The sequence below is a fragment of the Micromonospora costi genome, from assembly GCF_003626655.1.
In the GTDB taxonomy this organism is placed as follows: Bacteria; Actinomycetota; Actinomycetes; order Mycobacteriales; family Micromonosporaceae; genus Micromonospora; species Micromonospora costi.
On the sequence record NZ_RBAN01000002.1, the window covers coordinates 502,858 to 527,656 of the forward strand.

The 24,799-nt window shown below is 72.8% G+C and carries 21 protein-coding genes; 8 read left to right on the top strand and 13 right to left on the bottom strand.

Features of this window, described 5'->3' with window-relative positions; genetic code table 11:
* Positions 1–29: 29 nt before the first annotated feature.
* Positions 30–995 (top strand): COX15/CtaA family protein, encoded by a 966-nt coding sequence (locus tag D7193_RS13065; RefSeq protein WP_174242616.1) that lies wholly within the window; start codon positions 30–32, stop codon positions 993–995.
* Positions 996–1,289: 294 nt separating this feature from the next.
* Here the strand turns inward: D7193_RS13065 and D7193_RS13070 are convergent, their stop codons facing one another.
* The 3 genes from D7193_RS13070 to D7193_RS13080 all read right to left on the bottom strand — a co-directional run bounded on the left by D7193_RS13070 (position 1,290) and on the right by D7193_RS13080 (position 3,876).
* The gene (locus D7193_RS13070) at positions 1,290–2,207 is read right to left on the bottom strand and encodes an ATP-grasp domain-containing protein (protein ID WP_120779750.1); all 918 of its coding nucleotides are present in this window, start codon (positions 2,205–2,207) and stop codon (positions 1,290–1,292) included.
* An 8-nt stretch (positions 2,208–2,215) separates the two neighbouring features.
* A complete protein-coding gene (locus D7193_RS13075) occupies positions 2,216–2,545 on the bottom strand; it encodes a hypothetical protein (RefSeq protein WP_120779751.1) in 330 nt (109 codons plus the stop codon).
* 371 nt (positions 2,546–2,916) lie between these two features.
* The gene (locus tag D7193_RS13080; RefSeq protein ID WP_120779752.1) at positions 2,917–3,876 is read right to left on the bottom strand and encodes a heme o synthase; all 960 of its coding nucleotides are present in this window, start codon (positions 3,874–3,876) and stop codon (positions 2,917–2,919) included.
* A gap of 264 nt (positions 3,877–4,140) precedes the next feature.
* On the opposite strand from D7193_RS13080, the gene tkt reads away from it, so the two are divergent.
* The 6 genes from tkt to pgl all read left to right on the top strand — a co-directional run bounded on the left by tkt (position 4,141) and on the right by pgl (position 12,521).
* Positions 4,141–6,276 (top strand): transketolase, encoded by a 2,136-nt coding sequence (gene tkt / locus D7193_RS13085; protein WP_120779753.1) that lies wholly within the window; start codon positions 4,141–4,143, stop codon positions 6,274–6,276.
* A 16-nt stretch (positions 6,277–6,292) separates the two neighbouring features.
* The gene (gene tal, locus D7193_RS13090; protein WP_120780380.1) at positions 6,293–7,471 is read left to right on the top strand and encodes a transaldolase; all 1,179 of its coding nucleotides are present in this window, start codon (positions 6,293–6,295) and stop codon (positions 7,469–7,471) included.
* Positions 7,468–9,117: a glucose-6-phosphate isomerase gene (locus D7193_RS13095; RefSeq protein ID WP_120779754.1), complete on the top strand. Its 1,650-nt coding sequence runs from the start codon at positions 7,468–7,470 to the stop codon at positions 9,115–9,117. Before tal ends, D7193_RS13095 begins: the two co-directional genes overlap by 4 nt.
* A 2-nt stretch (positions 9,118–9,119) precedes the next feature.
* Complete coding sequence (gene zwf / locus D7193_RS13100) at positions 9,120–10,670, top strand: glucose-6-phosphate dehydrogenase (protein WP_120779755.1); 1,551 nt, start codon at positions 9,120–9,122, stop codon at positions 10,668–10,670.
* Entirely contained in the window at positions 10,667–11,683 is a 1,017-nt protein-coding gene (locus D7193_RS13105) for a glucose-6-phosphate dehydrogenase assembly protein OpcA (RefSeq protein WP_120779756.1), read from the top strand. The genes zwf and D7193_RS13105 overlap by 4 nt, the downstream gene beginning before the upstream one ends.
* A 67-nt stretch (positions 11,684–11,750) precedes the next feature.
* On the top strand, positions 11,751–12,521 hold the full coding sequence (gene pgl / locus D7193_RS13110) for a 6-phosphogluconolactonase (protein WP_120779757.1): 771 nt from the start codon (positions 11,751–11,753) through the stop codon (positions 12,519–12,521).
* A gap of 72 nt (positions 12,522–12,593) precedes the next feature.
* Here the strand turns inward: pgl and D7193_RS13115 are convergent, their stop codons facing one another.
* The 8 genes from D7193_RS13115 to rapZ form a co-directional block, all read right to left on the bottom strand.
* Entirely contained in the window at positions 12,594–12,935 is a 342-nt protein-coding gene (locus D7193_RS13115) for an RNA polymerase-binding protein RbpA (RefSeq protein WP_120779758.1), read from the bottom strand.
* Between the two features lie 131 nt (positions 12,936–13,066).
* Positions 13,067–13,324 carry a preprotein translocase subunit SecG gene (secG, locus tag D7193_RS13120; RefSeq protein WP_120780381.1) on the bottom strand — a complete coding sequence of 86 codons (258 nt, stop codon included), beginning with the start codon at positions 13,322–13,324 and terminating at the stop codon, positions 13,067–13,069.
* A 98-nt stretch (positions 13,325–13,422) separates the two neighbouring features.
* Positions 13,423–14,214: a triose-phosphate isomerase gene (gene tpiA / locus D7193_RS13125; protein ID WP_120779759.1), complete on the bottom strand. Its 792-nt coding sequence runs from the start codon at positions 14,212–14,214 to the stop codon at positions 13,423–13,425.
* Positions 14,214–15,413 (bottom strand): phosphoglycerate kinase, encoded by a 1,200-nt coding sequence (locus D7193_RS13130; protein ID WP_120779760.1) that lies wholly within the window; start codon positions 15,411–15,413, stop codon positions 14,214–14,216. The genes tpiA and D7193_RS13130 overlap by 1 nt, the downstream gene beginning before the upstream one ends.
* 48 nt (positions 15,414–15,461) lie before the next feature.
* On the bottom strand, positions 15,462–16,466 hold the full coding sequence (gap, locus tag D7193_RS13135) for a type I glyceraldehyde-3-phosphate dehydrogenase (protein WP_120779761.1): 1,005 nt from the start codon (positions 16,464–16,466) through the stop codon (positions 15,462–15,464).
* A gap of 329 nt (positions 16,467–16,795) precedes the next feature.
* On the bottom strand, positions 16,796–17,776 hold the full coding sequence (gene whiA / locus D7193_RS13140) for a DNA-binding protein WhiA (RefSeq protein ID WP_067304387.1): 981 nt from the start codon (positions 17,774–17,776) through the stop codon (positions 16,796–16,798).
* Between the two features lie 54 nt (positions 17,777–17,830).
* The gene (locus tag D7193_RS13145) at positions 17,831–18,940 is read right to left on the bottom strand and encodes a gluconeogenesis factor YvcK family protein (protein WP_120779762.1); all 1,110 of its coding nucleotides are present in this window, start codon (positions 18,938–18,940) and stop codon (positions 17,831–17,833) included.
* A complete protein-coding gene (rapZ, locus tag D7193_RS13150; protein ID WP_120780382.1) occupies positions 18,937–19,818 on the bottom strand; it encodes an RNase adapter RapZ in 882 nt (293 codons plus the stop codon). The genes D7193_RS13145 and rapZ overlap by 4 nt, the downstream gene beginning before the upstream one ends.
* Positions 19,819–20,030: 212 nt before the next feature.
* Here rapZ and recQ point away from each other — a divergent pair, with 212 nt between their 5' ends.
* Entirely contained in the window at positions 20,031–21,869 is a 1,839-nt protein-coding gene (gene recQ, locus D7193_RS13155; RefSeq protein WP_120780383.1) for a DNA helicase RecQ, read from the top strand.
* 179 nt (positions 21,870–22,048) lie between these two features.
* On the opposite strand, the gene uvrC is transcribed toward recQ, so the two are convergent.
* Entirely contained in the window at positions 22,049–24,025 is a 1,977-nt protein-coding gene (uvrC, locus tag D7193_RS13160; RefSeq protein WP_120779763.1) for an excinuclease ABC subunit UvrC, read from the bottom strand.
* Between the two features lie 184 nt (positions 24,026–24,209).
* Complete coding sequence (locus tag D7193_RS13165) at positions 24,210–24,698, bottom strand: Rieske (2Fe-2S) protein (protein ID WP_120779764.1); 489 nt, start codon at positions 24,696–24,698, stop codon at positions 24,210–24,212.
* Positions 24,699–24,799: the final 101 nt, after the last annotated feature.

Here is a 24,799-nt window from a genome sequence, read left to right on the forward strand (position 1 = left end):
AGGAGTCACCCGTTCGGGTCACCACTACGGTGCGTAGGATTCGCTCCGTGAAGCGATCCGTCCGGTTCCCGGTCTCCGCCGCGCTGCTGCGCCGGCTCGCGCTCGCCTCGATCATCGCGAACGTCGGGATCGTGGTCACCGGCGGGGCCGTCCGGCTGACCGCCTCGGGCCTCGGTTGCCCGACCTGGCCCCGGTGCACCGACGAGTCGTACGTCGCCACGGGCGAGATGGGCGTGCACGGCGTCATCGAGTTCGGCAACCGGATGCTCACCTTCGCGGTGGGCATCATCGCGTTCGCCACGGTCCTCGCGGTGCTGGCGCACCGGCCACGTCGGCGCGGGCTGCTGCCGCTCGCCGTGGCGGTCTTCTTCGGCATCCCCGCTCAGGCGGTGGTCGGCGGGATCACCGTGCTGACCAACCTGAACCCGTGGGTGGTCGGGCTGCACTTCCTCGCCTCGATGGCCGTGATCGCCGCCGCGTACGCCCTGTGGCGCCGCACCGCGGAGCCGGACGCGCCGGCGGTGAGCGTCGTGCCGGCGCCGCTGCGGGCGCTCACCGGGCTCACCACGGCGGTCACGGTCGCCGTCCTCGTGGTGGGCACCTGGGTCACCGGCAGCGGCCCGCACGCCGGCGACCAGGGCGCGGCCCGTAACGGCCTGGACCCGGAGTCGATCTCCCAGGTGCACGCGGACGGCGTCTTCCTCCTGCTCGGCCTCTCGCTGGCGCTGATCTTCGCCTTCCGCGCCGTGGGCGCGACCGGGCCTGCCCGGGCCGCGCTGCTGCTGGTCGCCGTGGAACTGGGCCAGGGTGTGGTGGGTTTCGTGCAGTACTTCACCCACCTGCCCGGCGTACTCGTGGGCGCGCACATGCTGGGTTCCTGCCTGGTCCTGCTGGCGGCCCTGCACGTCCAGTGGTCGACCCGCGAACGCCGGCTGGCCACACCCCCGACGGCGCCCGCCACGCCGGCGCGCGACGCCGTCCCCGCAACCGCCTGACCCTCTCGCACCGCCCGGCCCCGCGGCGCACTCCCGCGCCGCCGGATGATCCATGCGCGTCCGGCGTCCTGTGACGCCCGGCGTCCGGCGCCCGGCGCCCGGCGGCGTGATCGTGCTGGATCCTGGATGTAGTGGTCTACGGCGGCCCGTGAGTCCACTACATCCAGGATGTTGCGTGATCTTGGGCTGCTTCCCCGGGTGATCAAGAGGTTTGCGTCGGCCGGGGGCCGGATCCTGACGCAAACCTCTTGATCACCGTGGCGGGAAGCCGGCGGGAGCCGGCGGGGTGCCGGGTCAGGGGTGGCGGGACAGGTGCGTCACGATCGCCTCGGCGAGGCGGTCGGGCGCGCCCTCGGAGTGGGCCAGGAAGAGCGACGGCTCGGTGAGTTCCACCTCGACGAGGACCGGCCGGCCGTCCGCGCCCGGGATCAGGTCGACCCGGGCGTACAGGAGCCGTTCCGACCCGCCCGGCACGGCGGCCAGCGTCTTCTCGGCCACCGCCAACTGCTCCTCGGTGGCGGTGCGGGGTGTGATCTCCTCGATCCGGTAGAGCCCGTCGACGCCGAGGTCCGGCCCCGTCAGCAGCGGGCCCTTGCGGATCGCGTGGCTGAACGCCAGCCCGTCCGGGCCGGCGAGGAACAGCAGCGCGGTCTCCCCCGCCGTGTCGACCGCCTCCAGGTACGGCTGGATCATCGTGAGCCGGCCGGCGTCCGACAGCCGCCGTACGTGCGCCGCCGCGAGCTCCCGGTGTTCCGGGTCGGCCAGGTCGTAGCGGCCGGTGTCCTTGCTGCCCGCGCTGACCGCCGGCTTGATCACGTACTCGCCGCCGGCGGGCGGCTCCCAGCGCTCCCCGGGCACGACCCAGGACGTCGGTACGGTCGGGACACCCGCGGCCGACAGGTCGTCGAGGTACCGCTTGTCGGTGTTCCACCGCACCACGTCGGCGGGGTTGGCCAGGGCCGGCACGCGCTGCGCCCAGGCCACGAACTCCTCGCGGCGCAGCATGTAGTCCCATGGTGAGCGGAGCACCGCGAGGTCGTACGCCGCCCAGTCGGCGGCCGGGTCGTCCCAGACGACGGGTTCGGCCGTGACGCCACGCGCGGCCAGCGGGGCGAGCACGAGCCGGTCGTCCGGTTCGAGGTCGGCGAGTTCGGTGCAGGTGACGAGAGCGACCCGGGGTTTCCCCCGGGCCGGCTGGTGGTGGTTGGTCAACGTATCTCTCAACGGGCCATCGTGCGCCGGGCCATCGACCGCCAGAGGTCGTTGCTGGGGCGCATCTGGTCCATCAGTTCCCGCTCCCAGGCGTTCTCGACGGTGACCCCCGCCTTGGCGCAGGCCTCCCGCGCGACGACGGTGTCGTCCGCGAACTGGTCACCCCACGCCCCGTCCTCACCCACGAGGACGATGCGCGCGCCGCGCTTGCCGACGTACTCGATGACCGCCTTCGCACCGCCGTGCCCGGCGGCAAACGACCGGAGCCCCGCCACCAGGCCGGAGGGGGCCTGGTCGGTGTGTTCGGCCGTCAGCGTCGTATCGGAACCATCTGCCATGACGCGAAGCCTAAGCAGACTTCCACCCGGGTGGGCGAGAACCGTGAAGCTTTTGTGATGCCTGTTACCTGGAGGTTTAAGGAAGAGCACAGGTGACTTGCCCAGTTTTATCCAGACTTACCGGGCGAAAGGCTGGCCGCAAATGCCACGCCGACTCCGCAGGTTGAGCCGGTCCGACTCATGACGACAGGTAGCCGGATGCAACGCTAAAGACGGACAACTCATCCATGATGATGATTTATCGGCGCAGAACCCCGCGCCGGCCGACGCGGGACGCCGGACCATCCGGCCCGAACGTCGCGCCGTCCGGCCCCAACCGCTCCGGGCCGCTCCCCCTGCCCCCGGCGGCGGGTCCGCCGCCGGAGCGGCCGTCAGAGCAGCGCGTCCAGCGCGACCGCAGCGAAGACGATCGTGAGGTACGTGGTCGACCAGTGGAACAGCCGCATCGGCTTGACCGCCTGGCCGCGCGACACGCGGCGGGTGAGCCGGTGCGCCTCGACCACGAGCATGGCGCCCACCACCGCCGTGGGAAGCCCGTAGATCACGCTCATGCCGAGCGGCCAGACCGCGAGGGACGTCAGCACGGTCAGCCAGGTGAAGATCAGGATCTCGGCGTTGACCCGGCGGGCGGACGCGACCACCGGCAGCATCGGGATGCCGGCGCGGGCGTAGTCGTCCTTGTACTTCATGGCGAGCGGGTAGAAGTGCGGCATCTGCCAGAAGAAGACGACCGCGAACAGCGCCCAGGCCGCCGGCGCCAGCGAGCCGGTCACCGCGGCCCAGCCGATCAGCACCGGCGCGGCCCCGCAGGCGCCGCCCCAGAACGTGTTCGCCGGCGTGGTCCGCTTGAGCCAGAGCGTGTAGACCAGGTCGTAGTACGCGATCGCGGCCAGGGTGAGCCCGGCGGCCAGCAGGTTGGTGAACGCGGCCATCAGGGCCACCGAGATCACCGCCAGCACCAGCCCGAAGACCAGGGCGCTGCGCGGCGACACGGTGTGCGCGGGCAGCGGCCGGCGCTTCGTCCGCCGCATCACCTGGTCGATGTCGCGGTCGATGTAGCAGTTGAGCACGCTGGCCGCGCCGGCCGCGAGCGAACCGCCGACCAGCACCACGGCGACCAACCAGAGCGACGGCAGCCCGTCGGCGGCGAGCATCATCGCCGGCACGGTCGTCACCAGCAGCAGCTCGACGATCCGCGGCTTGGTCAGCGCCACGTACGCCCGGACGACCGCCCGGACGTCCCGCCGCTGCGCGACCGAGCCCTCCGCCGCCGTCCGCGCGGGCTGCTGCCCCGCGGAGTCGCTCACGGGGCGCTCGGTGATCATGCTCACGGATTGCCACCTTCCGGCGTCGGCTCGGGAGATCAGGGTCGGCCGGACCCGCATCGGGCCACACACCGCCCCACACACTACGCGCTGTCGTTTTGGCTGCCCGGCCGACCCGGCAACGGTGCGGGCCGTCACATCTCGCGAGCTACCGCGACAACCTCGCCCGGAGTACGAAGGAGCATGCAGTGATCCCCGGGCGGACGTTTAGGACGGCTCGATAGGGTCATCAGTGAGGGTTCCGCCCATCTGCCGAGGAGCACAACCAACGTGGCTGCCAAACAACCCGAGTCCCCACTCAACTGGTCCGACCTCGACCGCCGGGCCGTCGACACCGTCCGCGTGCTGGCCATGGACGCCGTGGAAAAATCCGGCAACGGGCACCCGGGCACCGCGATGAGCCTCGCGCCCGCGGCGTACCTGCTCTTCAACCGGGTGATGCGGCACAACCCGGCCGACCCGAACTGGCCCGGTCGGGACCGGTTCGTGCTCTCCGCCGGCCACTCGAGCCTGACCCTCTACATCCAGCTCTTCCTCTCCGGCTACCCGCTCGAACTCGACGACCTGAAGTCGCTGCGGCAGTGGGGCTCGCTCACCCCGGGCCACCCGGAGCACGGCCACACCCCGGGCGTCGAGACGACCACCGGCCCGCTCGGCCAGGGCCTGGGCAACGCGGTCGGCATGGCGATGGCCGCCCGGCGCGAGCGGGGCCTGTTCGACCCGGAGGCCGAGGGCGGCGCCTCCGCCTTCGACCACAACATCTGGTGCATCGCCTCGGACGGTGACATCGAGGAGGGCATCAGCCACGAGGCCAGCGCGATCGCGGGCCACCAGCAGCTGGGCAACCTCACCGTCATCTACGACGACAACGAGATCTCGATCGAGGACGACACCCGCATCGCCAAGAGCGAGGACGTGGCGGCCCGCTACGAGGCGTACGGGTGGCACGTGCAGACGGTCGACTGGCGCCGCGGCGACGCCGACCAGGGCGACTACCACGAGGACGTCGAGGCGCTCTACCAGGCGCTGCTCGCGGCCCGGGCGGAGACCGGCCGTCCCTCGTTCATCGCGCTGCGCACCATCATCGGCTGGCCCGCGCCCAACAAGCAGAACACCGGCAAGATCCACGGCTCGGCGCTCGGCGCCGACGAGGTCGCGGCCACCAAGCAGATCCTCGGTTTCGACCCGGCGCAGAGCTTCGCCGTCGACGACGAGGTCCTCGCGCACGCCCGCCAGGTGCTGGGCCGCGGCGAGGAGGCCCAGCGGGAGTGGACCCGGGTCTTCGACGCCTGGGCGCAGGCCAACCCGGAGCGCAAGGCGCTCTACGACCGGCTGGCCGGCCGGATCCTGCCGGAGGGCTGGGCGGACGCGCTGCCGGAGTTCCCGGCCGACGCGAAGGGCATCGCCACCCGCGCCGCCTCCGGGAAGGTGCTCGAGGCGCTCGCCCCCGTCCTCCCCGAGCTCTGGGGCGGCTCCGCCGACCTGGCGGAGAGCAACAACACCACCATGAAGGGCGAGCCGTCGTTCATCCCGGCCACCCACGCCACCAAGGACTTCCCCGGCCACGAGTACGGCCGCACGCTGCACTTCGGCATCCGTGAGCACGCCATGGGCGCGATCCTCAACGGCATCACCCTGCACGGCGGCACCCGCCCGTACGGCGGCACGTTCCTGGTCTTCAGCGACTACATGCGCCCCTCGGTGCGCCTCGCCGCGCTCATGAAGCTGCCGGTGGTCTACGTCTGGACGCACGACTCGATCGGCCTGGGCGAGGACGGCCCCACCCACCAGCCGGTGGAGCACCTGACCGCGCTGCGGGCCATCCCCGGCCTGGACGTGGTGCGGCCCGCCGACGCCAACGAGACCGTGTGGGCCTGGCGGATGGCCCTGGAGCACACCGACCGGCCCACCGCGTTGGCGCTGAGCCGTCAGGCGCTGCCGACGCTGGACCGCGCCACCCTCGGCGGTGCCGAGGGCGTGGCCCGCGGGGGGTACGTGCTGGCCGAGGCGTCCAACGGCAAGCCGCAGGTGATCATCGTCGGCACCGGCTCCGAGGTGCAGCTCTGCCTCACCGCGCGCGAGCGGCTGGAGGCCGAGGGCACCCCCACCCGGGTCGTCTCGATGCCCTGCCAGGAGTGGTTCGCCGAGCAGGACGAGGCCTACCGGGAGTCGGTCCTGCCGCGCGGGGTAAAGGCACGGGTGAGCGTGGAGGCGGGGATCGCCATGTCCTGGCGCGCCATCGTCGGCGACTGCGGCGAGAGCGTGAGCCTGGAGCACTACGGGGCGAGCGCGCCACATTCGGTGCTCTTCGAGCAGTTCGGGTTCACCCCCGACCGGATCGTGGCCGCGGCGCACGCGGCGTTGACCCGGGTGGGCGACATCACCGGTTACACGACCGGTAACTGAGGGGAGCGTGGACGGCATGACGGACAGGCTGGGCGAGCTCAGCGCCGCTGGGGTGGCGATCTGGCTCGACGATCTTTCCCGTACGCGGCTGAGCTCGGGAGGGCTCGACCAGCTCCGCCGCGAGAAGCACCTGGTCGGGGTGACCTCGAACCCGACCATCTTCGCGAAGGCGCTGAGCGACGCGGACGAGTACAACTGGCAGCTGCGGGACCTCGCCATCCGTGGCGTGGACGTCGAGGAGGCGGTCCGCATGCTCACCACGTACGACGTGCGCTGGGCGTGCGACGTGATGCGCCCGGCGTACGACGCGAGCGGCGGTGTGGACGGCCGCGTCTCCATCGAGGTGGACCCGCGACTGGCCCACGAGACGGACAAGACCGTCGCCGAGGCCGGCGCGCTGTGGTGGCTGATCGACCGGCCCAACCTCTTCATCAAGATCCCGGCCACCGAGGCCGGCCTGCCGGCCATCACCGCGACCCTGGCACAGGGCATCAGCGTCAACGTGACGCTGATCTTCGGCCTGGACCGCTACTCGCAGGTGATGGACGCGTTCCTCGCCGGGCTGGAGCAGGCGAAGGCGAACGGGCACGACCTGTCCAAGATCGGGTCGGTGGCCTCCTTCTTCGTCTCCCGCGTCGACACGGAGGTCGACAAGCGCCTGGAGAAGCTCGGCTCCGACGAGGCCAAGGCGCTGCGCGGCAAGGCCGCCGTCGCCAACGCGCAGCTCGCGTACGAGCGGTACGGCAAGGTGTTCTCCTCCGACCGGTGGCAGGCACTCGCCGACGCCGGCGCCCACCCGCAGCGGCCGCTGTGGGCCTCGACCTCGACGAAGAACCCGGACTACCGGGACGTCATCTACGTCGAGCAGCTGATCGCGCCCGGCACGGTCAACACCATGCCGGAGTCCGTGATCCACGCCTACGCCGACCACGGCGAGACGCGTCCGGACACCATCACCGGCTCGTACGACGCGGCCCGCAAGGTCTTCACCGACCTGGAGGCCGTACGCGTGGACATGACCGACGTCATCGCCGTGCTGGAGCGCGAGGGCGTCGAGAAGTTCGAGGCGAGCTGGCTGGAGCTGCTCGACGGCGTCCGCAAGTCGCTGGAGTCGGCGGCGCAGGGCGCGGGCACCCCGGGCCGCGCCGCGCAGGGCAACGCGAAGGCGGCCGCGAAGGCGGGAGGCAACGCGTGAGCGACCTGTTGGCGACGCCCGCCGAGTCGGCCGCGGGCCTGACCGTCTACGGGGCGGACGCGGTCGACAAGTCCGCGCCCGCCTCGACGCGGGAGGCGCTGGTCCGCAACGGCACCCCGCGCCGGCTGGCCGAGAAGGACCCGAGCCTGTGGGGTCCCGAGGCCGAGGCCGAGGCGAAGATCCGCCTCGGCTGGGTGGACACCCACCGGCGCAGCCGCGACCTGCTCGCCCAGCTCGCCGAGCTGAAGGCGGAGCTGGGCGACCTCGACCACGTCGTGCTCGCCGGCATGGGCGGCTCGTCGCTGGCCCCGGAGGTCATCACCCGGACACTCGGCCGGCCGCTCACCGTGCTCGACACGACCGACCCGGGCCAGGTGCGCGCCGCGCTGGGCGACCGACTGGAGCGCACCGTGGTCGTGGTGGCCAGCAAGTCGGGCTCGACGGTGGAGACCGACAGCCACCGCCGGGCGTACTGGCAGGCGTTCCTGGACGCCGGGATGACGGAGGCGGAGGCCGGCCGGCACTTCGTCATCGTCACCGACCCGGGTTCGCCCCTGGAGCAGACCGCCGCCGAGATGGGCGCGTTCACGGTGCTCGCCGACCCGAACGTGGGCGGCCGCTACTCGGCGCTCACCGCGTTCGGGCTGGTCCCGTCGGCGCTCGCGGGTGTCGACGTGAGCGAACTGATCGACCAGGCCGACGAACTCGCGGCCGCGCTCGCCGGCGACAGCGACAACCCGGCCCTGGCGCTGGGCGCCGCCCTCGGCGCCGCGGCCACCGACGGCCGGGACAAGGTCGCGCTGGTCTCCGACGGCACCGGCATCGACGGGCTCGGCGACTGGGCCGAGCAGCTGATCGCCGAGTCCACCGGCAAGGCCGGCGTGGGCATCCTCCCGGTGGTCGTGGAATCGCCGCAGAGCCCGGGCGCCACGGGCCCGGACGTGCTGACCGTGAGTTACGGCGGCTCCCTGGCCGCCGGCGACGCTCCCGGTGGCGGCGGCAACCCGGACGTGGCGGTGAACGGCCCGCTCGGCGCGCAGTTCCTGGCCTGGGAGTACGCCACCGCGGTGGCCGGGGTGGTGCTCGGCATCGACCCGTTCAACCAGCCGAACGTCACCGAGTCCAAGGACAACACCAACAAGATCCTGGCCTCGGGCCTGCCGGCGGAGACGCCGTCGTTCACCGAGGGCGCGATCGAGGTCTACGCACCGGCGGGCGCGCCGGGCGACCTGGCCGGTGTGCTGCGCTGGCTGCTCGACGGGCTCGGCGACGACGGCTACCTCGCGGTGATGGCATACCTCGACCGGTTCGCCGACGCCGACGTGGCCCGGTTGCGGCCGGTGCTCGCCGAGGCGGCCGGCCGTCCGGTGACCTTCGGCTGGGGCCCCCGGTTCCTGCACTCCACCGGCCAGTACCACAAGGGCGGCCCGCAGGTCGGCAGCTATCTGCAACTGACCGGCGCGGTCACCGATGATCTGCCGGTGCCCGGCAAGCCGTACACCTTCGGGGAGCTTCAGGCGGCGCAGGCCGCCGGCGACCGGCAGGCGCTCGCCGGGCGGAACCGTCCGGTGCTGCGGCTGCACCTGACCGACCGGTCCGCGGGCGTGGCCCAGCTGCTCGATGCGGCCGGTGAGCTGCGGGCGTGAGGATGGAAGACGTGGAACAAGCGGAGCGAAGAGGCGGTGCGAACCCGCTGCGCGACCCGCAGGACCGCCGGCTGCCCCGGATTCCGGAGCCGTGCGCGCTGGTGATCTTCGGGGTCACCGGCGACCTGGCCCGGAAGAAGCTGCTGCCGGCGGTCTACGACCTGGCCAACCGGGGGCTGCTGCCCCCGAGCTTTATGGTGCTCGGCTTCGCGCGCCGCGACTGGGGTGACGGCGACTTCGAGACCCTCGCCTGCGAGGCGGCCCGCAAGCACGCCCGCACCCCGTGGCGGGACGAGGTGTGGGCCCGCCTGGCCGGCAACATCAAGTTCGTCGGCGGGTCGTTCGACGACGACGCCGCGTTCGACCAGCTGGCGGCCACGCTCGACGAGCTGCGCGACTCGCACGGCATCCCGGGCAACGCCGCCTTCTACTTCTCCATCCCCCCGGCCGCGTTTCCCGTGGTGCTCAAGCAGCTCGCCCGCACCGGAATGGCCGACAACGCCAAGTCCGGCGGCTGGCGGCGGGTGGTGGTCGAGAAGCCGTTCGGGCACGACCTGCCGTCGGCCAAGGCGCTCAACGACCTGGTCGACGACGTCTTCACCCGCAAGGACGTCTTCCGCATCGACCACTACCTGGGCAAGGAGACGGTCCAGAACATCCTCGCGCTCCGGTTCGCCAACAACCTGTTCGAGCCGCTGTGGAACTCCAAGTACGTCGACTCGGTGCAGATCACGATGGCCGAGGACGTCGGCATCGGCACCCGCGCCGGCTTCTACGACTCGGCCGGCGCGGCCCGGGACGTGTTCCAGAACCACCTCCTCCAGCTGCTCGCCCTGGTGGCCATGGAGGAACCCACGAGCTTCGACCCGGACGAGATCCGCACCGAGAAGCTGAAGGTGCTCAAGGCGATCACCCTGCCGAAGGACGTCACCGAGGGCACCGTGCGGGGCCAGTACCTTCCCGGCTGGGTCGGCGGCGAGCGGGCCGTCGGCTACCTGGACGAGGAGGGCGTGCCGGCGGACTCCACCACGGAGACGTACGTGGCGGTGCGGCTGGGCATCCAGAACCGGCGGTGGGCCGAGGTGCCGTTCTACATCCGGGCCGGCAAGCGGCTGCCCCGGCGGGTCACCGAGGTCGCCATCATGTTCAAGAAGGCGCCGCACCTGCCGTTCAACACCACGGACGTCGAGTCGCTGGGCAACAACCAGCTCGTCATCCGGGTCCAGCCCGACGAGGGCGTGGTGCTCAAGTTCGGTTCCAAGGTGCCCGGCACCGCCATGGAGGTCCGCGACATCGCCATGGACTTCCAGTACGGCGAGGCGTTCACCGAGTCCAGCCCCGAGGCGTACGAGCGGCTGGTGCTGGACGTGCTGATCGGCGACCGGACGCTCTTCCCGGACGCGGCCGAGGTCGAGCAGAGCTGGCAGGTCGTCGACCCCCTGGAGCAGGCCTGGGCCGGCACCCGGCCGGAGGCGTACCGGGCCGGCGAATGGGGCCCCCGGGCCGCCGACGAGATGCTGGCCCGCGAGGGCCGGGCTTGGAGAAGAGCATGATCGGCCTGTGGGACACCACCGGCAACGAGGTGGTCAAGGCGCTCGCCGCCGAGCGGCGCAGCGCGGGCGGCGTGGCCAGCGGGATGGCGCTCACCCTGATCGTGGTGGTGGACGAGAAGCGGGTACGCGAGGCGGAGGCGGCGGCGACCATCGCCGCCGCCGCCCACCCGTGCCGACTGCTCGTCGTGGTCCGCACCGACATCGAACGCGACCGCAACCGCCTGGACGCGGAGATCGTGGTGGGTGGCCGGCTGGGCCCCTGCGAGGCCGTGGTCATGCGGATGTACGGCCGGCTGGCGCTGCACGCCGAGTCCGTGGTGATGCCCCTGCTCGTCCCGGACGTGCCGGTCGTTACCTGGTGGCACGGCGAGCCGCCCGCGGAGATCGCCACCGACTTCCTCGGTGTCGTCGCCGACCGCCGGATCACCGACACGGCGCAGGCCGCGGACCCGATCGCGGCGCTGCGTCAGCGGGCGCACGACTACGCCCCCGGGGACACCGACCTGGCCTGGACCCGGATCACCCCGTGGCGCACCTTGGTCGCCGGGGCGTTCGACACCACCGAGGCCAAGGTCACCGAGGCCAGCGTGGTGGCGCCGGCGCACGACCCGACGGCCGCGCTCATGTGCGGTTGGCTGGCCAGCCGGCTCGGTATCAGCCCCCGCTGGAAGCACTCCGACCAGTTCCCGCGGATGCGGGAGGTGCAGCTGCACTGCGCCAACGGCGACGAGCTCACGCTGACCCGGGAGGACAGCGTGGCCACGTTCCGGCGTACCGGCCAGGAGGATCGCCAGCTGCCGCTGGTCCGCCGGCCGCTCGGCGACGAGCTGGCCGAGGAGCTGCGCCGGCTCGACGCCGACCAGGTGTACGCGGAGGCGCTGGGCACCATCGCGGGCGTGACCGGCCTGGAGCAGCGCCCCGCCACCCGGGTGCACGTCTGGAAGGACCCGGCGACCGCGGACCGCGCCGAGGCGGGCGTCACCGCCCACGCCGGCACCAGCGACCGGCGCTGACGCCCCGCCCAGGGGAACGACAACCGCGGCCCGCCGAGCGGGCCGCGACGAACGAAAAAGGCACAGGATGAGTGAGGCGAGTGTCGCCGTCCACGCCGACGCCGACCTGCTGGCGCAGGCGGTGGCGGCACGCTTGGTGGTCAAGCTGCTCGACGCGCAGGCCGAACGGGGCCAGGCGTCGGTGGTGCTGACCGGAGGCCGCATCGCCGCGGCCGTCTACCGGGCCGTGGCGGCACTGCCCGCGCGGGACGCGGTCGACTGGTCCCGCGTCGACGTCTGGTGGGGCGACGAGCGGTTCCTGCCGGAGGGCGACCCGGACCGCAACGAGACCCAGGCCCGGGCGGCGCTGCTGGACGTGGTGCCGCTGGACCCGACCCGGGTGCACCCGATGCCGGCCGCCGGCGGCCCGGGCGGCGCCGACCCGGAGGAGGCCGCGTCCCGGTACGCCGCCGAACTGGCCGCCGCGGCCCGGCCCGGCACCGCGGCGCTGCCCCACTTCGACGTGCTCATGCTGGGCGTCGGGGAGGACGGGCACGTCGCGTCCGTCTTCCCCGAGCACCCGGTGCACTACGAGAGCCGGCCGGTGAGCGCGGTGCGGGGCAGCCCGAAGCCGCCGCCGCTGCGCACCACGCTCACGCTGCCGGCGATCAACACCGCCGAGGAGGTCTGGCTGGTGGCCAGCGGCGCCGACAAGGCGCGGGCGGTGGGCATGGCGCTGGCCGGCGCCGGCCCCGTGCAGCTGCCCGCCGCCGGGGTGCGCGGCGTGAGCCGTACCCTCTGGTTGCTCGACCGGCCGGCGGCGGCCGACGTGCCGGCCCGGCTGCGCAGCCTGCGCTGACGCCCCCGCCGGCCGCGCAGCGGCGGGCCCGGGGGCGCGAGGCCGCACCGGCGGGCCGAGCCGCCCGACCGGTCAGCGGCCGCGACGGCGGCGCAGCTCGGCCAGGGCCTCGGCGAGGATCGCCGCGCCCTCCTCGTCGGTGCGCCGCTCCTTCACGTACGCCAGATGGCTCTTGTAGGGCTCCGAGCGGGCCCGGCCCGGCGGGTTCTGCGCGTCCCGGCCCGCCGGGTGGCCGCAGCGCGGGCAGTCCCAGAGGGCGGGCGCCGCGGCCTCCGCGGCGATGAGGATCTCCACGCGGTGGCCGTTGCGGCACCAGTAGGTGACGGCCTGCCGGGGCGCCGGTTCGTAGCGTTCGGGCGGTCGTTCGGGCGCGGACCCGACCCGGGACCCGCGGATCACGTTGCCATGTGGCACGGCTGCTCGCTCCTGTCGTCGGAGGGGACCGCCGCGGGATGGGGCGGCGGGCGACGCGGTGCGGAAAAAGACCTGCGCGCGGCCCGTCGGGTGACGGACCGCGCGCAGATTGTACGACTCGAACCGGCCGCTCAGGTGCCGCTGAGCTGGAGACGGAGCCAGAGGCCGATCCCCACGATGCAGGCGAACCAGATGATGCCCACGAGGACGGTGTAGCGGTCGAGGTTCTTCTCCGCCACCGACGAGCCGGCCAGGCTGGAACTCACCCCGCCGCCGAACATGCTGGAGAGCCCACCGCCCTTACCTCGGTGCAGCAGGATCAGCATGGTGAGCAGGATGCTCGTGATGATCAGCAACACGATCAACGTGTATGCGAACCAGATCGGCAGCATGGCTGGGGTCAGTCCTCTCGTAGCGATCCTCGCCCGGGCAGGTCGGGCACGGCGGCACCGACCGGCGGACGGGCGGAGTCAAGGATAGCGAGCGATCAGCGGGCGATGTGCTCCGGGAACCGGCAGATCTGCGCGAATTCCTCGGCGTCCAGGCTGGCGCCGCCCACCAGGCCGCCGTCCACGTCCGTCTGGGACATGATCGCGGCGATGTTGGAGGCCTTGACCGAGCCGCCGTAGAGGATCCGGATCTGGTCCGCCGTGTCCTGGCCGTAGATCTCGACCAGCCGCTGGCGGACCGCCCGGCACACCTCCTGGGCGTCGTCCGGCGTCGCGGTCTTGCCGGTGCCGATCGCCCAGATCGGCTCGTACGCCACGACGATCTTGGTGGCCTGCTCGGCGGTGATCCCGCTGAGGGCGGCGACGAGCTGGTCCGCGCAGTGCGCCACGTGCCGGCCGTCCTCGCGCACGTCCAGCCCCTCACCCACGCACAGGATCGGGGTGAGCCCGTGAGTCAGCGCCGCCTTCACCTTCGCGTTGACGACCCCGTCGTCCTCGTGGTGGTAGGCCCGCCGCTCCGAGTGCCCGACCACCACGTAGGTGCAGCCCAGCTTGGCGAGCATCGGCCCGGAGATGTCGCCGGTGTACGCGCCCGAGGCGTGCGGGGAGAGGTCCTGCGCGCCGTAGCCGATCAGCAGCTTGTCGCCCTCCACCACGGTCTGCACGCTGCGCAGGTCGGTGAAGGGCGGTAGCACCACCGTCTCGACGTCGGTGAGCTGCTTCTCGGTGAGGCTGGCCGCCAGCTTCTGCACCAGGAGGTTGGCCTCGAGGTGGTTGAGGTTCATCTTCCAGTTGCCGGCCATCAGCGGCCGGCGGGTGACCTTCGCCATCACTTCTCCAGGGCCGCGATGCCGGGGAGGGTCTTGCCCTCCAGGTACTCCAGCGACGCGCCGCCACCGGTGGAGATGTGCCCGAAGGCGGACTCGTCGAGCCCGAGCGCCCGCACGGCCGCGGCCGAGTCACCGCCGCCGACGACGGTGAACGCGCCGGAGGAGGCGATCGCCTCGGCGACCCCGCGGGTGCCGTGGGCGAAGGGCGCCATCTCGAACACGCCCATCGGGCCGTTCCAGAAGATGGTGCGCGCCCCCTTGAGGGCGGCCGCGAACCCGGCGACCGTCTCCGGGCCGATGTCCAACCCCACCCGCTTGGTCGGGATGCCGTCGGCGCGGACCGTGTCGTGCGCCGCGTCCGGCGCGAAGGCGTCGGCGGCCACCACGTCCACCGGAAGCAGGATCTTGCCCTCGGAGCGCTCGAGGAGGTTGCGGCAGGTCTCCACCATCTCCTCCTCCAGCAGCGAGCTGCCCACCTCGTGGCCCTGCGCCTTGAGGAAGGTGAAGCACATCCCGCCGCCGATGAGCAGCCGGTCGACCTTCGGCAGCAGCGCCTCGATCACCGCGAGCTTGTCGGAGACCTTGGACCCGCCGAGCACCACCACGTACGGCCGCTCGGGGTCACCGGTGAGCGTGGAGAGGACCTCCACCTCGCGCAGCACCAGCCGGCCCGCGACGTGCGGCAGCCGCGCCGGCACGTCGTAGACGCTGGCGTGCTTGCGGTGCACGGCGCCGAACGCGTCGTCGACGTACGCCTCGCCGAACGCGGCCAGCTGGTCGGCGAACGCGCCCCGCTCGGCGTCGTCCTTGCTGGTCTCGCCGGCGTTGAACCGCAGGTTCTCCAGCAGCGCGACCTCGCCGTCGGCGAGCGCGTCCACCGTGGAACGGGCCGAGTCGCCGACCGTGTCGGTGGCGAAGTGCACCGGCGCGCCGAGCAGCTCACCCAGCCGGTCGGCGACCGGCCGGAGGCTGAACTGCGGGTCCGGCGTGCCCTTCGGCCGGCCCAGGTGCGAGCAGACGACCACCTTCGCGCCGCCCTGGACGAGCGCGCTGAGGGTCGGCAGGACGGCGCGGATCCGGCCGTCGTCAGTGATCGCGCCATTCTGCTTGTCGAGCGGGACGTTCAGGTCGGCGCGCACCAGCACGCGCCGACCCGACACCCCCTCGGCGAGCAGGTCGTCGAGGTTGCGGATGCTCACCGCGCTAGCCCTCCGTTCGTGACTGCGGGGCTCGCAGGCTCATCGCACTCACAGGGACGAACCCACCAGCTTGACGAGGTCGACCAGGCGGTTCGAGTAGCCCCACTCGTTGTCGTACCAGCCGACGACCTTCACCTGGTTGCCGATGACCTTGGTGAGCGGCGCGTCGAAGATGCAGGACGCCGGGTCGGTGACGATGTCCGTCGACACGATCGCGTCCTCGTTGTAGGTGAGGATGCCCCGCAGCGGGCCCTCCGCGGCGGCCTTGAGCGCGGCGTTGACCTCGTCGACGCTGGTCTCCCGGCCGACCGTCACCGTGAGGTCGGTGACCGAGCCGGTCGGGATCGGCACGCGCAGCGCGTAGCCGTCCAGCTTGCCCTTGAGGTCCGGCAGGACCAGGCCGATGGCCTTCGCGGCACCGGTCGAGGTCGGGACGATGTTGAGGGCGGCGGCCCGGGCGCGGCGCAGGTCCTTGTGCGGCGCGTCCTGCAGGTTCTGGTCCTGCGTGTACGCGTGGATGGTGGTCATCAGGCCCTGCTGGATACCGAACGTGTCGTGCAGCACCTTCGCCATCGGGGCGAGGCAGTTGGTGGTGCAGGACGCGTTCGAGATGATCGTGTGCTTGGCCGGGTCGTACTGGTCCTGGTTGACGCCCATGACCACCGTGACGTCCTCGTTCTTGGCGGGCGCCGAGATGATGACCTTCTTGGCGCCGCCGTCGATGTGCGCCTTCGCCTTGGTGGCGTCGGTGAAGAAACCGGTGGACTCGATGACCACGTCGGCGCCGACCTCACCCCACGGCAGCTGCGCCGGGTCCTTCTCGGCGTACGCCTTGATGGTCTTGCCGCCCACGGTGATCTCGTCGGCGGTGGCCTTGACCTCGTGCGGAAGGCGGCCAAGGATGCTGTCGTACTTGACAAGGTGGGCGAGCGTCGCGTTGTCGGTCAGGTCGTTCACCGCCACGACCTCGACGTCAGCACCGGACGCCAGCACTGCCCGGAAGAAGTTGCGGCCGATCCGACCGAAGCCGTTGATGCCAACCCGGATGGTCACAGGTCCCATCTCCTCGCGTTCTGGTCCGCCGGCCGGAGACCGTGACGCCGGCGGAGGTGTGTGCGCCGACCGTTCGAGCCGGCCGTTGACAGTTCTCTTCGGCCACCCCGCCGCGGTCTGAGAAGACCTGACCGCCCGAGGCGGTGCGCGCGGCGAAGAGCACCGGTGCCGGCCCCCTTGCCGTACGCTGCGACCTTATCCGAGCGCGTGGCAGGGCGCTGCGCCGGGTGGCGACCGGCTCGCGTTCCCGGCCGGCCACCCGTCCGGGGCGCGGCGGGGCGAGGACGCGCCCTCCGGCTGGCTCGCCCGCGCTGACCGCCACCGTCCTATCAGACCACGAGCATGTCGGGCGTGACGGCCGCTTCCGTATCCGGGATACCCAGGTCACGGGCCCGCTTGTCGGCCAGCGCCAGCAGCCGGCGGATCCGCCCGGCGATGGCGTCCTTGGTCAGCGGCGGGTCGGCGAGCGCGCCCAACTCCTCCAGGGAGGCCTGGCGGTGCTCCAGCCGCAGCTGGCCGGCCGAGGTGAGGTGGTTCGGGGCGTCGTCGGCGAGGATCTCCAGCGCCCGGGTGACGCGGGCCGCGGCGGCCACCGCGGCGCGCGCCGACCGGCGCAGGTTCGCGTCGTCGAAGTTCGCCAGCCGGTTCGCCGTGGCCCGCACCTCGCGGCGGACCCGGCGCTCCTCCCACGCCAGCACGCTGGAGTGGGCCCCGATACGGGTGAGCAGCGCGGCGATCGCGTCGCCGTCCTTGACCACCACCCGGTCCACGCCGCGCACCTCGCGGTTCTTCGCGGTGATGCCAATGCGGCGGGCGGCGCCGACCAGCGCCAGCGCCGACTCGGGGCCGGGGCAGGTGATCTCCAGCGCGCTGGACCGGCCCGGCTCGGTGAGCGAGCCGTGGGCCATGAACGCGCCCCGCCAGGCGGAGACGGCGCAGCAGACGTTCGCGGCGACCACGTGCGGCGGCAGGCCGCGCACCGGCCGGCCCCGCACGTCGAGCAGGCCGGTCTGCCGGGCGAGCGCCTCGCCGTCCTTGACCACCCGCACGATGAAGTGGCTGCCCTTGCGCAGCCCGCCCGAGGCGAGCACGTGGATCTCGCTGGGGTAGCCGTAGACCTCGGCGATCTCCCGCCGGAGCCTGCGGGCCACCGCCCCGGTGTCGAGTTCGGCCTCGACCACCACGCGGCCGGACACGATGTGCAGGCCGCCGGCGAAGCGCAGCAGCGCCGCCATCTCCGCCCGCCGGCAGCAGGGCTTGGGCACGTCGACCCGACTCAGCTCGTCCTTGACCGCAGCCGTCATCGCCATTGTGCGTCCCCTCACGGACCGGTTCCGGCGTGTCGCCGGAGATTACGTACGTGTCTAACGATCGGCGCCCAGGACAGGCACCAGTGCGGCGCCCAGGGCGGCTGGATCATGGCGGGGAGCGCCGTCGGGGACGGCGACGGGGGCGAGGACCAGCCGGGCACCCAGCGATTCTGCCGCACGTTCGACCGGTTCGGGGTCACCCACCGCCTTCGCGTCTGCCAGGACGTGATCGACTTTCAGCTCCGGCAGGTACCAGCGCAACGCGGCCAGGTGGTCGGCCACGGAGAGGCGCTGGGTCTCCTTCTCCGCGGCGAGGTTCAGCGTGACCAGCCGCCGGGCCGGGCTCGACACGATCGCGTCGGCGAGCTGTGGCACCAGCAGGTGCGGCAGGACGCTCGTGTACCAGCTGCCCGGGCCGAAGATCAGCCAGTCGGCGGCGCCGATCGCCTCGACGGCCTCCGGGCACGCCTCCGGCGCGGCGGGCGTCAACCGCAGCGACTCGACGCGGCCGGTGGTGACCGCCACCTGGTGCTGGCCGGAGATCGTCCGCACCTCGTCGGGCCGGTCGGGGTCGGCGCCGCGGACCTGCGCCTCGATCCCCACCGGCTGGCAGGACATGGGCAGCACCCGACCCACCGCGCCGAGCATCGCGCCGGCGTGTTCGAGAGCGGCCACCGGGTCGCCGAGCAGTTCCATCAGGCCGCAGAGCACGAGGTTGCCGACGGCGTGGCCGGCCAGGCCGTCGCCGGTCGGCGCGGGCGAGTCGGCGCCGGCCGGGGGGTCCGCGCCGGCCGGGTCGGTCGCCGCGTCCCGGGCGGACGGGCCCACTGCGGCTTTCGGGCCGGCCGTGACTTTCGGGGCGGCCCCTGCTTTCAGGCCGGCCGCGGCTTTCGGGGCGGACACCTCGGCGAAGCGGTGCTGGAAGAGCCCGGCGCTGCGCCGCGTGGCGGGGTGGTCGCCGGCCAGCGCGACCAGCGCCTGCCGCAGGTCACCCGGGGGCAGGCCGCCCCGCTCGGCGCGCAGGCGGCCGCTGGAGCCACCGTCGTCGCCGACCGTCACCACGGCCGTGATGTCCAGGTCCAGCTCCGGGGCGCACCGGCGCAGCGCCCGCAGCGAGGCGGAGAGCCCGTGGCCGCCGCCGAAGGCCACCACCCGCGTCGTCATTCCCGCCCCAGGTCGCGGTGCTGGGCGTTGGCGGCGAGCCCGGACTGGCGCAGCCGGGCGGCCAACTCCTCGGCGATCGCCACGCTGCGGTGCTTGCCGCCGGTGCAGCCGACGGCCACGGTCAGGTAGCGCTTGCCCTCCCGCTCGAAACCGACGGTGGTGGCGTTGACCAGGTCGGCGTACGAGGCCACGAAGGCGTCCGCCCCCTCCTGGCCGAGCACGTACGCGCTCACCGCCTCCTCCCGGCCGGTGTGCTCACGCAGTTCCGGCACCCAGTACGGGTTCGGCAGGAAACGGGCGTCCAACACGAAGTCGGCATCCGGCGGCAGGCCGTACTTGAAGCCGAAGGACAGCACGGTGACGCGCAGCCGGCGGGCGTCCTCGCCGCCGAACAGCTCCTCGATGCGGCGGCGGAGCTGGTTCACGTTCAGGTGGCTGGTGTCGATGATCACGTCGGCCTGGTCGCGGGCCTCCTCCAGCAGGCCACGCTCGACCGCGATGCCGTCGGCGAGCCGCCCGTCGCCCTGCAACGGGTGGGAACGCCGGACGCTCTCGAACCGGCGGATCAGCACCTCGTCGTCGGCGTCGACGAAAACCACCCGGGGCGAGAATCCCCGGTCCTTGAGGGCCCGGATCGCACCGGCCAGATCCGTGGAGAAGGCACGGGACCGCACGTCGAGCACCATCGCGGTCCGGCGGGCCGCCCCGCCGGCCTTGAAGGCCAGCTCCGCCATGTCGAGCATGAGCGCCTGCGGTAGGTTGTCGACCACGTAGTAGCCGACGTTCTCCAACGCCCGGGCCACCGTGCTGCGCCCGCCGCCGGAGAGCCCGGTGACCACCACGAGGGTGGTGTCCGACTCCGCCGGGGCCCCGGCCAGCGTCTCCGCCGAGGTGTCGTGCCGTCCCTCGGCTGTGCGCGCCTCGCTCACCCACTACCCCCAAGCCGTGACCCGCGGCCGATTTCCCGGCCGCCAACGGTCAAACAGCGACTCTATCCCGGGTATGCCCGCCTCGGCCGGCATGCCCCAGGGGCACCACCCGCACCGTGTATCACGCGGTCGTGGTCGGTGCCGGCTCGTACACTTCCCGGATGGCCTCCCCCACCGAGCTGCGCACCTCCGAGGCCCTGGAGGTGCTGCGCCGGGTCTTCGGTTACGACACCTTCCGCGGCTTCCAGCAGGACGTCGTCGACCACGTGGTGGCCGGCGGCGACGCCCTGGTGCTGATGCCGACCGGCGGCGGCAAGTCACTCTGCTACCAGATCCCGGCGCTGGTACGCCCCGGCGTGGCCGTCGTCGTCTCCCCGCTGATCGCGCTCATGCAGGACCAGGTCGACGCGCTGACCGCGGTCGGCGTCCGCGCCGGCTTCCTCAACTCGACGCTCGACCTGGACGCCCGCCGCCGCGTCGAGGCGGCCTTCCTGGCCGGTGAGCTGGACCTGCTCTACCTCGCGCCGGAGGCGCTCGGCGCCCGGGGCACCGTCCAGCTGCTCGACCGGGGCAAGATCGCGCTGTTCGCGATCGACGAGGCGCACTGCGTGTCCCAGTGGGGGCACGACTTCCGGCCGGACTACCTGGCCCTGTCGATGCTGCACGAGCGGTGGCCGGACGTGCCGCGCATCGCGCTGACCGCCACCGCGACGAGCGCCACCCGCGCCGAGATCGCCACCCGGCTCGACCTGACCGGCGCCCGGCACTTCGTGGCCAGTTTCGACCGGCCCAACATCCAGTACCGGATCGTCCCCAAGCGGGAGCCCCGCAAGCAGCTGCTGAGCCTGCTGCGCGACGAGCACCCGGGCGACGCCGGCATCGTTTACTGCCTCTCCCGCGCCTCGGTGGAGAAGACCGCCGAGTTCCTCACCGCCAACGGCGTCGCCGCGCTGCCGTACCACGCGGGCCTCGACGCGGCCACGCGCGCGGCCAACCAGCAGCGTTTCCTACGCGAGGACGGGCTCGTGATGGTCGCCACGATCGCGTTCGGCATGGGCATCGACAAGCCGGACGTGCGCTTCGTCGCCCACCTCGACCTGCCCAAGTCGGTGGAGGGCTACTACCAGGAGACCGGCCGCGCCGGGCGGGACGGCCTGCCGTCCACGGCCTGGCTGGCGTACGGGCTCCAGGACGTCGTCCAGCAGCGGAAGCTGATCGAGACCTCCGACGGCGACGCGGCGCACCGCCGGGGGCTGGCCCGGCACCTGGACGCCATGCTGGCGCTCTGCGAGACGGTCCGCTGCCGCCGGGCCCAGCTGCTGGAGTACTTCGGCGAGCCGGCCACCGGCCCCTGCGGCCACTGCGACACCTGCCTGGAGCCGCCGGAGTCGTGGGACGGCACGATCGCCGCCCAGAAGCTGCTCTCCACCGTGTACCGGCTCGACCGCGAACGCAACCAGCGCTTCGGGGCCGGGCACTGCATCGACATCCTGCTCGGGCGGCGCACCGAGAAGGTGACCCAGTTCGGCCACGACTCGCTGACCGTCTTCGGCGTCGGCGAGGACCTGCGGGAGGCCGAGTGGCGCGGGGTGGTCCGGCAACTGCTCGCCGAGGGGCTGCTCGCGGTCGAGGGCGACTACGGGACCCTGGTGCTCACCGACACCAGCGCCGAGGTGCTGGGCCGCCGGCGCACCGTGATGATGCGGCGCGAGCCCGAGCGGCCCGCGTCCACCCGCTCCGGCCGGTCCCGCGCCGCCACGGCGGTCGCCGACCTGCCGCCCGCCGCGGCCCCGGTGTTCGAACGGCTCCGCGCCTGGCGCGCCGCGGCCGCGAAGGAGCAGGGCGTGCCGGCGTACGTCATCTTCCACGACGCGACGCTGCGCCAGATCGCCACCGACGCGCCCACCTCACTGGCCGAGCTGTCCCGGGTCAGCGGGGTGGGCGAGAACAAGCTCGCGAAGTACGGCGAGCAGATCCTGGCCGTCCTCGCCGCCGAGTAGCGCGGCGATCCCGGTCCGGGCGGGCCTCGGCGCCGCCGGGTGGGCCTCGGCGCCGCCGGGTGGGCCTCGGCGCCGCCGGGTGGGCCTCGGCGCCGCCGGGTGGGGCTCGGCGCCGCCGGGCGGTGCCGAGTGGCGCCGGTGCCGGGTGGACGCCGAGGCCGGGTGGCGCCGGGGCCGGGTCAGTCGGCGGACGGGATCTTCCGCTCGCCGTCGAGGGCGGCGAGGATCGCCTCGGCCGTGCGCCGGCCGACCCCCGGCACCTCGGTGATCTCCTCGACGGTCGCCGCGGACAGCCGCTTCAGCGAGCCGAAGTGGCGCAGCAGCGCCTTGCGCCGCACCTCCCCCAGCCCGGGCACCGTGTCCAGCGCCGACTGGGTCATCCGCTTCGAGCGGCGCTGCCGGTGGAACGTGATCGCGAACCGGTGTGCCTCGTCGCGTACGCGTTGCAGCAGGTAGAGGCCCTCGGAGTTGCGGGGCAGGATGACGGGGAACTCGTCGTCGGGCAGCCACACCTCCTCCAGTCGCTTGGCCAGCCCGCACAACGCCACGTCGTCGATGCCCAGCTCGGCGAGCGCCTGGGCGGCCGCCGCGACCTGCGGGGGACCGCCGTCGACCACCACCAGCTGCGGCGGGTACGCGAACTTGCGCGGCCGCCCCGTGGTCGGGTCGACCAGCGCGCCGATCCGCGGCTCGTCGTCGGCCTGCCCGGCCGGGGCCTCCGGGTCGTCGGCCGACTCGACGCCCGCCTCGCCGGTTTCGGCGCGCGCGTCGAGGTAGCGGGCGAACCGGCGGCGCAGCACCTCGGACATCGCGGAGAGGTCGTCGGTGGCGCCCCGGATGATGAACCGCCGGTACTCGCTCTTGCGCGGCAGCCCGTCCTCGAAGACGACCATGCTGGCCACCACGTCGGTGCCCTGGATCTGGGAGATGTCGAAGCACTCGATGCGCAGCGGCGACGTACGCATGCCGAGCGCGTCGCTGATCTCGTCGAGCGCCTTGCCGCGGGTGGTGAGGTCGCCGGCGCGGCGCAGCTTGTGCCGGGCCAGGGCGTCCTTCGCGTTGCGCTCGACCGTCTCCATGAGGGCCCGCTTGTCGCCGCGCTGCGGCACCCGCAGGGTCACCCGGCTGCCCCGGTGACTGGACAGCCAGTCGGCCAGCGCGTCGGCGTCGGCCGGCAGCTCCGGGACCAGCAGCTCCCGGGGGACGTCGGCCTCGCCGTGCTCGCCCCCGTAGACCTGCGTGCAGAAGTGGTGCACGAGGTCGCCGACGCTCAGCTCCTCGTTCTTCTCCACCACCCAGCCGCGCTGGCCGCGGACCCGGCCGTCACGGACGTGGAACACCTGCACGGCCGCCTCGAGCGGGTCGTCGGCGAACGCCACCACGTCGGCGTCGGTGCCGTCGCCGAGCACCACGGTCTGCTTCTCCATGGCCCGGCGCAGCGCCGCGATGTCGTCGCGCAGCCGCGCGGCCCGCTCGAACTCCAGCTGCTCGCTGGCCTCGGTCATCTCCCGTTCGAGCTTGCGGACCATCGTGTCGGTGCGACCGGCCATGAAGTCGCAGAACTGCTCGACGATCTCGCGGTGCTCCTCGGCGGAGACGGTGCCGACGCACGGCGCCGAGCACTTGCCGATGTAGCCGAGCAGGCAGGGGCGGCCCACCTGGCCGGCGCGCTTGAAGACGCCGCCGGAGCAGGTGCGGGCCGGGAAGACCCGCAACAGCAGGTCGAGCGTCTCGCGGATGGCCCAGGCGTGCGAGTACGGCCCGAAGTAGCGCACCCCCTTGCGCTTGGCGCCGCGCATGACCTGCAGCCGCGGGTACTCCTCGTCGAGGGTCACGGCCAGGTAGGGGTAGGACTTGTCGTCGCGGTAGCGGACGTTGAACCGCGGGTCGTACTGCTTGATCCAGGTGAACTCCTGCTGGAGCGCCTCGACCTCGGTGCCCACCGTGATCCAGTCGACGGACTCGGCGGTGGTCACCATCTGCCGGGTGCGCTCGTGCAGGTTCCAGATGTCACCGAAGTAGGAGTTGAGTCGGCTGCGCAGGTTCTTCGCCTTGCCGACGTAGATCACCCGGCCGGTGCCGTCCCGGAAGCGGTAGACCCCCGGCGACTCCGGGATGGTGCCGGGCGCGGGACGGTAGGTCGAGGGGTCTGCCACGGCTGCAAGCCTAGTCCGCGCCACCGACGATCTCGGCCGCGCGCCGGGCCGTCCGACCCCGTCGATCATGCACATGTGGTGGCCCACAAACAGTCACAGAAGCGGGCGCACCGGGCACCACAACTGCATGATCGACGGGGTGGGGTGGGGGTGGGGTGGGGTGGGTGGGGCGGGACAGGGTGGGTCAGGCGAACGAGATCTGGTCTCCGACGACCTTGACGTCCTTGCGGCCCAGCGGGCGCGTGGCGGGGCCGGCCTTGACCGAGCCGTCCTCGATCGAGAAGCGGCTGCCGTGGCAGGTGCAGTTGATCGTTCCGCCGTCGACGTTCGAGACCGGGCAGCCCTGGTGCGTACAGATCGGGTCGAACCCCTTGAACTGGCCGGCCGTGGGCTGGGTGATCACCACGCCCTCGGCCGCGAGGACCTTGCCGCCGCCGAGCGGGATGTCGGTGGTGGTCGCCAGGGACTGCGAGCCCTGCCGGTTGCCGCCGCCGGCGTCACCGGTGCTGGGCACCGCGGGCCCACCGCTGGTGGGCTGCCCGGTCGTACCGTTGCCCGAGCCGTCCCCGCCGCAGGCGGTCAGGACGACGGCCGCTCCGACCGCGCCGGCGCCGGCGAGCAGGACCCGCCGCGTCTGCGTACCCGGACCGGTCCGCACCTGATCGTCACTCATACCTCGCCCTTCCGTTTCGGCTGCCGCGGCCCGCCCTGGCGCGTGGCCCACACTGCTTACACACGCCCCACTGTGCCCGACGGTTCATCCGGATCATGCCG

Bases quoted from the DNA above. Each gene is read 5' to 3' on its own strand.
- D7193_RS13145 (WP_120779762.1), bottom strand. From the start codon at position 18,940: ATGACGACGCGGGTGGTGGCCTTCGGCGGCGGCCACGGGCTCTCCGCC.
- zwf (WP_120779755.1), top strand. From the start codon at position 9,120: ATGGAAGACGTGGAACAAGCGGAGCGAAGAGGCGGTGCGAACCCGCTG.
- tpiA (WP_120779759.1), bottom strand. From the start codon at position 14,214: ATGGCGAAGGTCACCCGCCGGCCGCTGATGGCCGGCAACTGGAAGATG.
- pgl (WP_120779757.1), top strand. From the start codon at position 11,751: ATGAGTGAGGCGAGTGTCGCCGTCCACGCCGACGCCGACCTGCTGGCG.
- D7193_RS13165 (WP_120779764.1), bottom strand. From the start codon at position 24,698: ATGAGTGACGATCAGGTGCGGACCGGTCCGGGTACGCAGACGCGGCGG.
- D7193_RS13075 (WP_120779751.1), bottom strand. From the start codon at position 2,545: ATGGCAGATGGTTCCGATACGACGCTGACGGCCGAACACACCGACCAG.
- tal (WP_120780380.1), top strand. From the start codon at position 6,293: ATGACGGACAGGCTGGGCGAGCTCAGCGCCGCTGGGGTGGCGATCTGG.
- recQ (WP_120780383.1), top strand. From the start codon at position 20,031: ATGGCCTCCCCCACCGAGCTGCGCACCTCCGAGGCCCTGGAGGTGCTG.
- D7193_RS13105 (WP_120779756.1), top strand. From the start codon at position 10,667: ATGATCGGCCTGTGGGACACCACCGGCAACGAGGTGGTCAAGGCGCTC.
- whiA (WP_067304387.1), bottom strand. From the start codon at position 17,776: ATGGCGATGACGGCTGCGGTCAAGGACGAGCTGAGTCGGGTCGACGTG.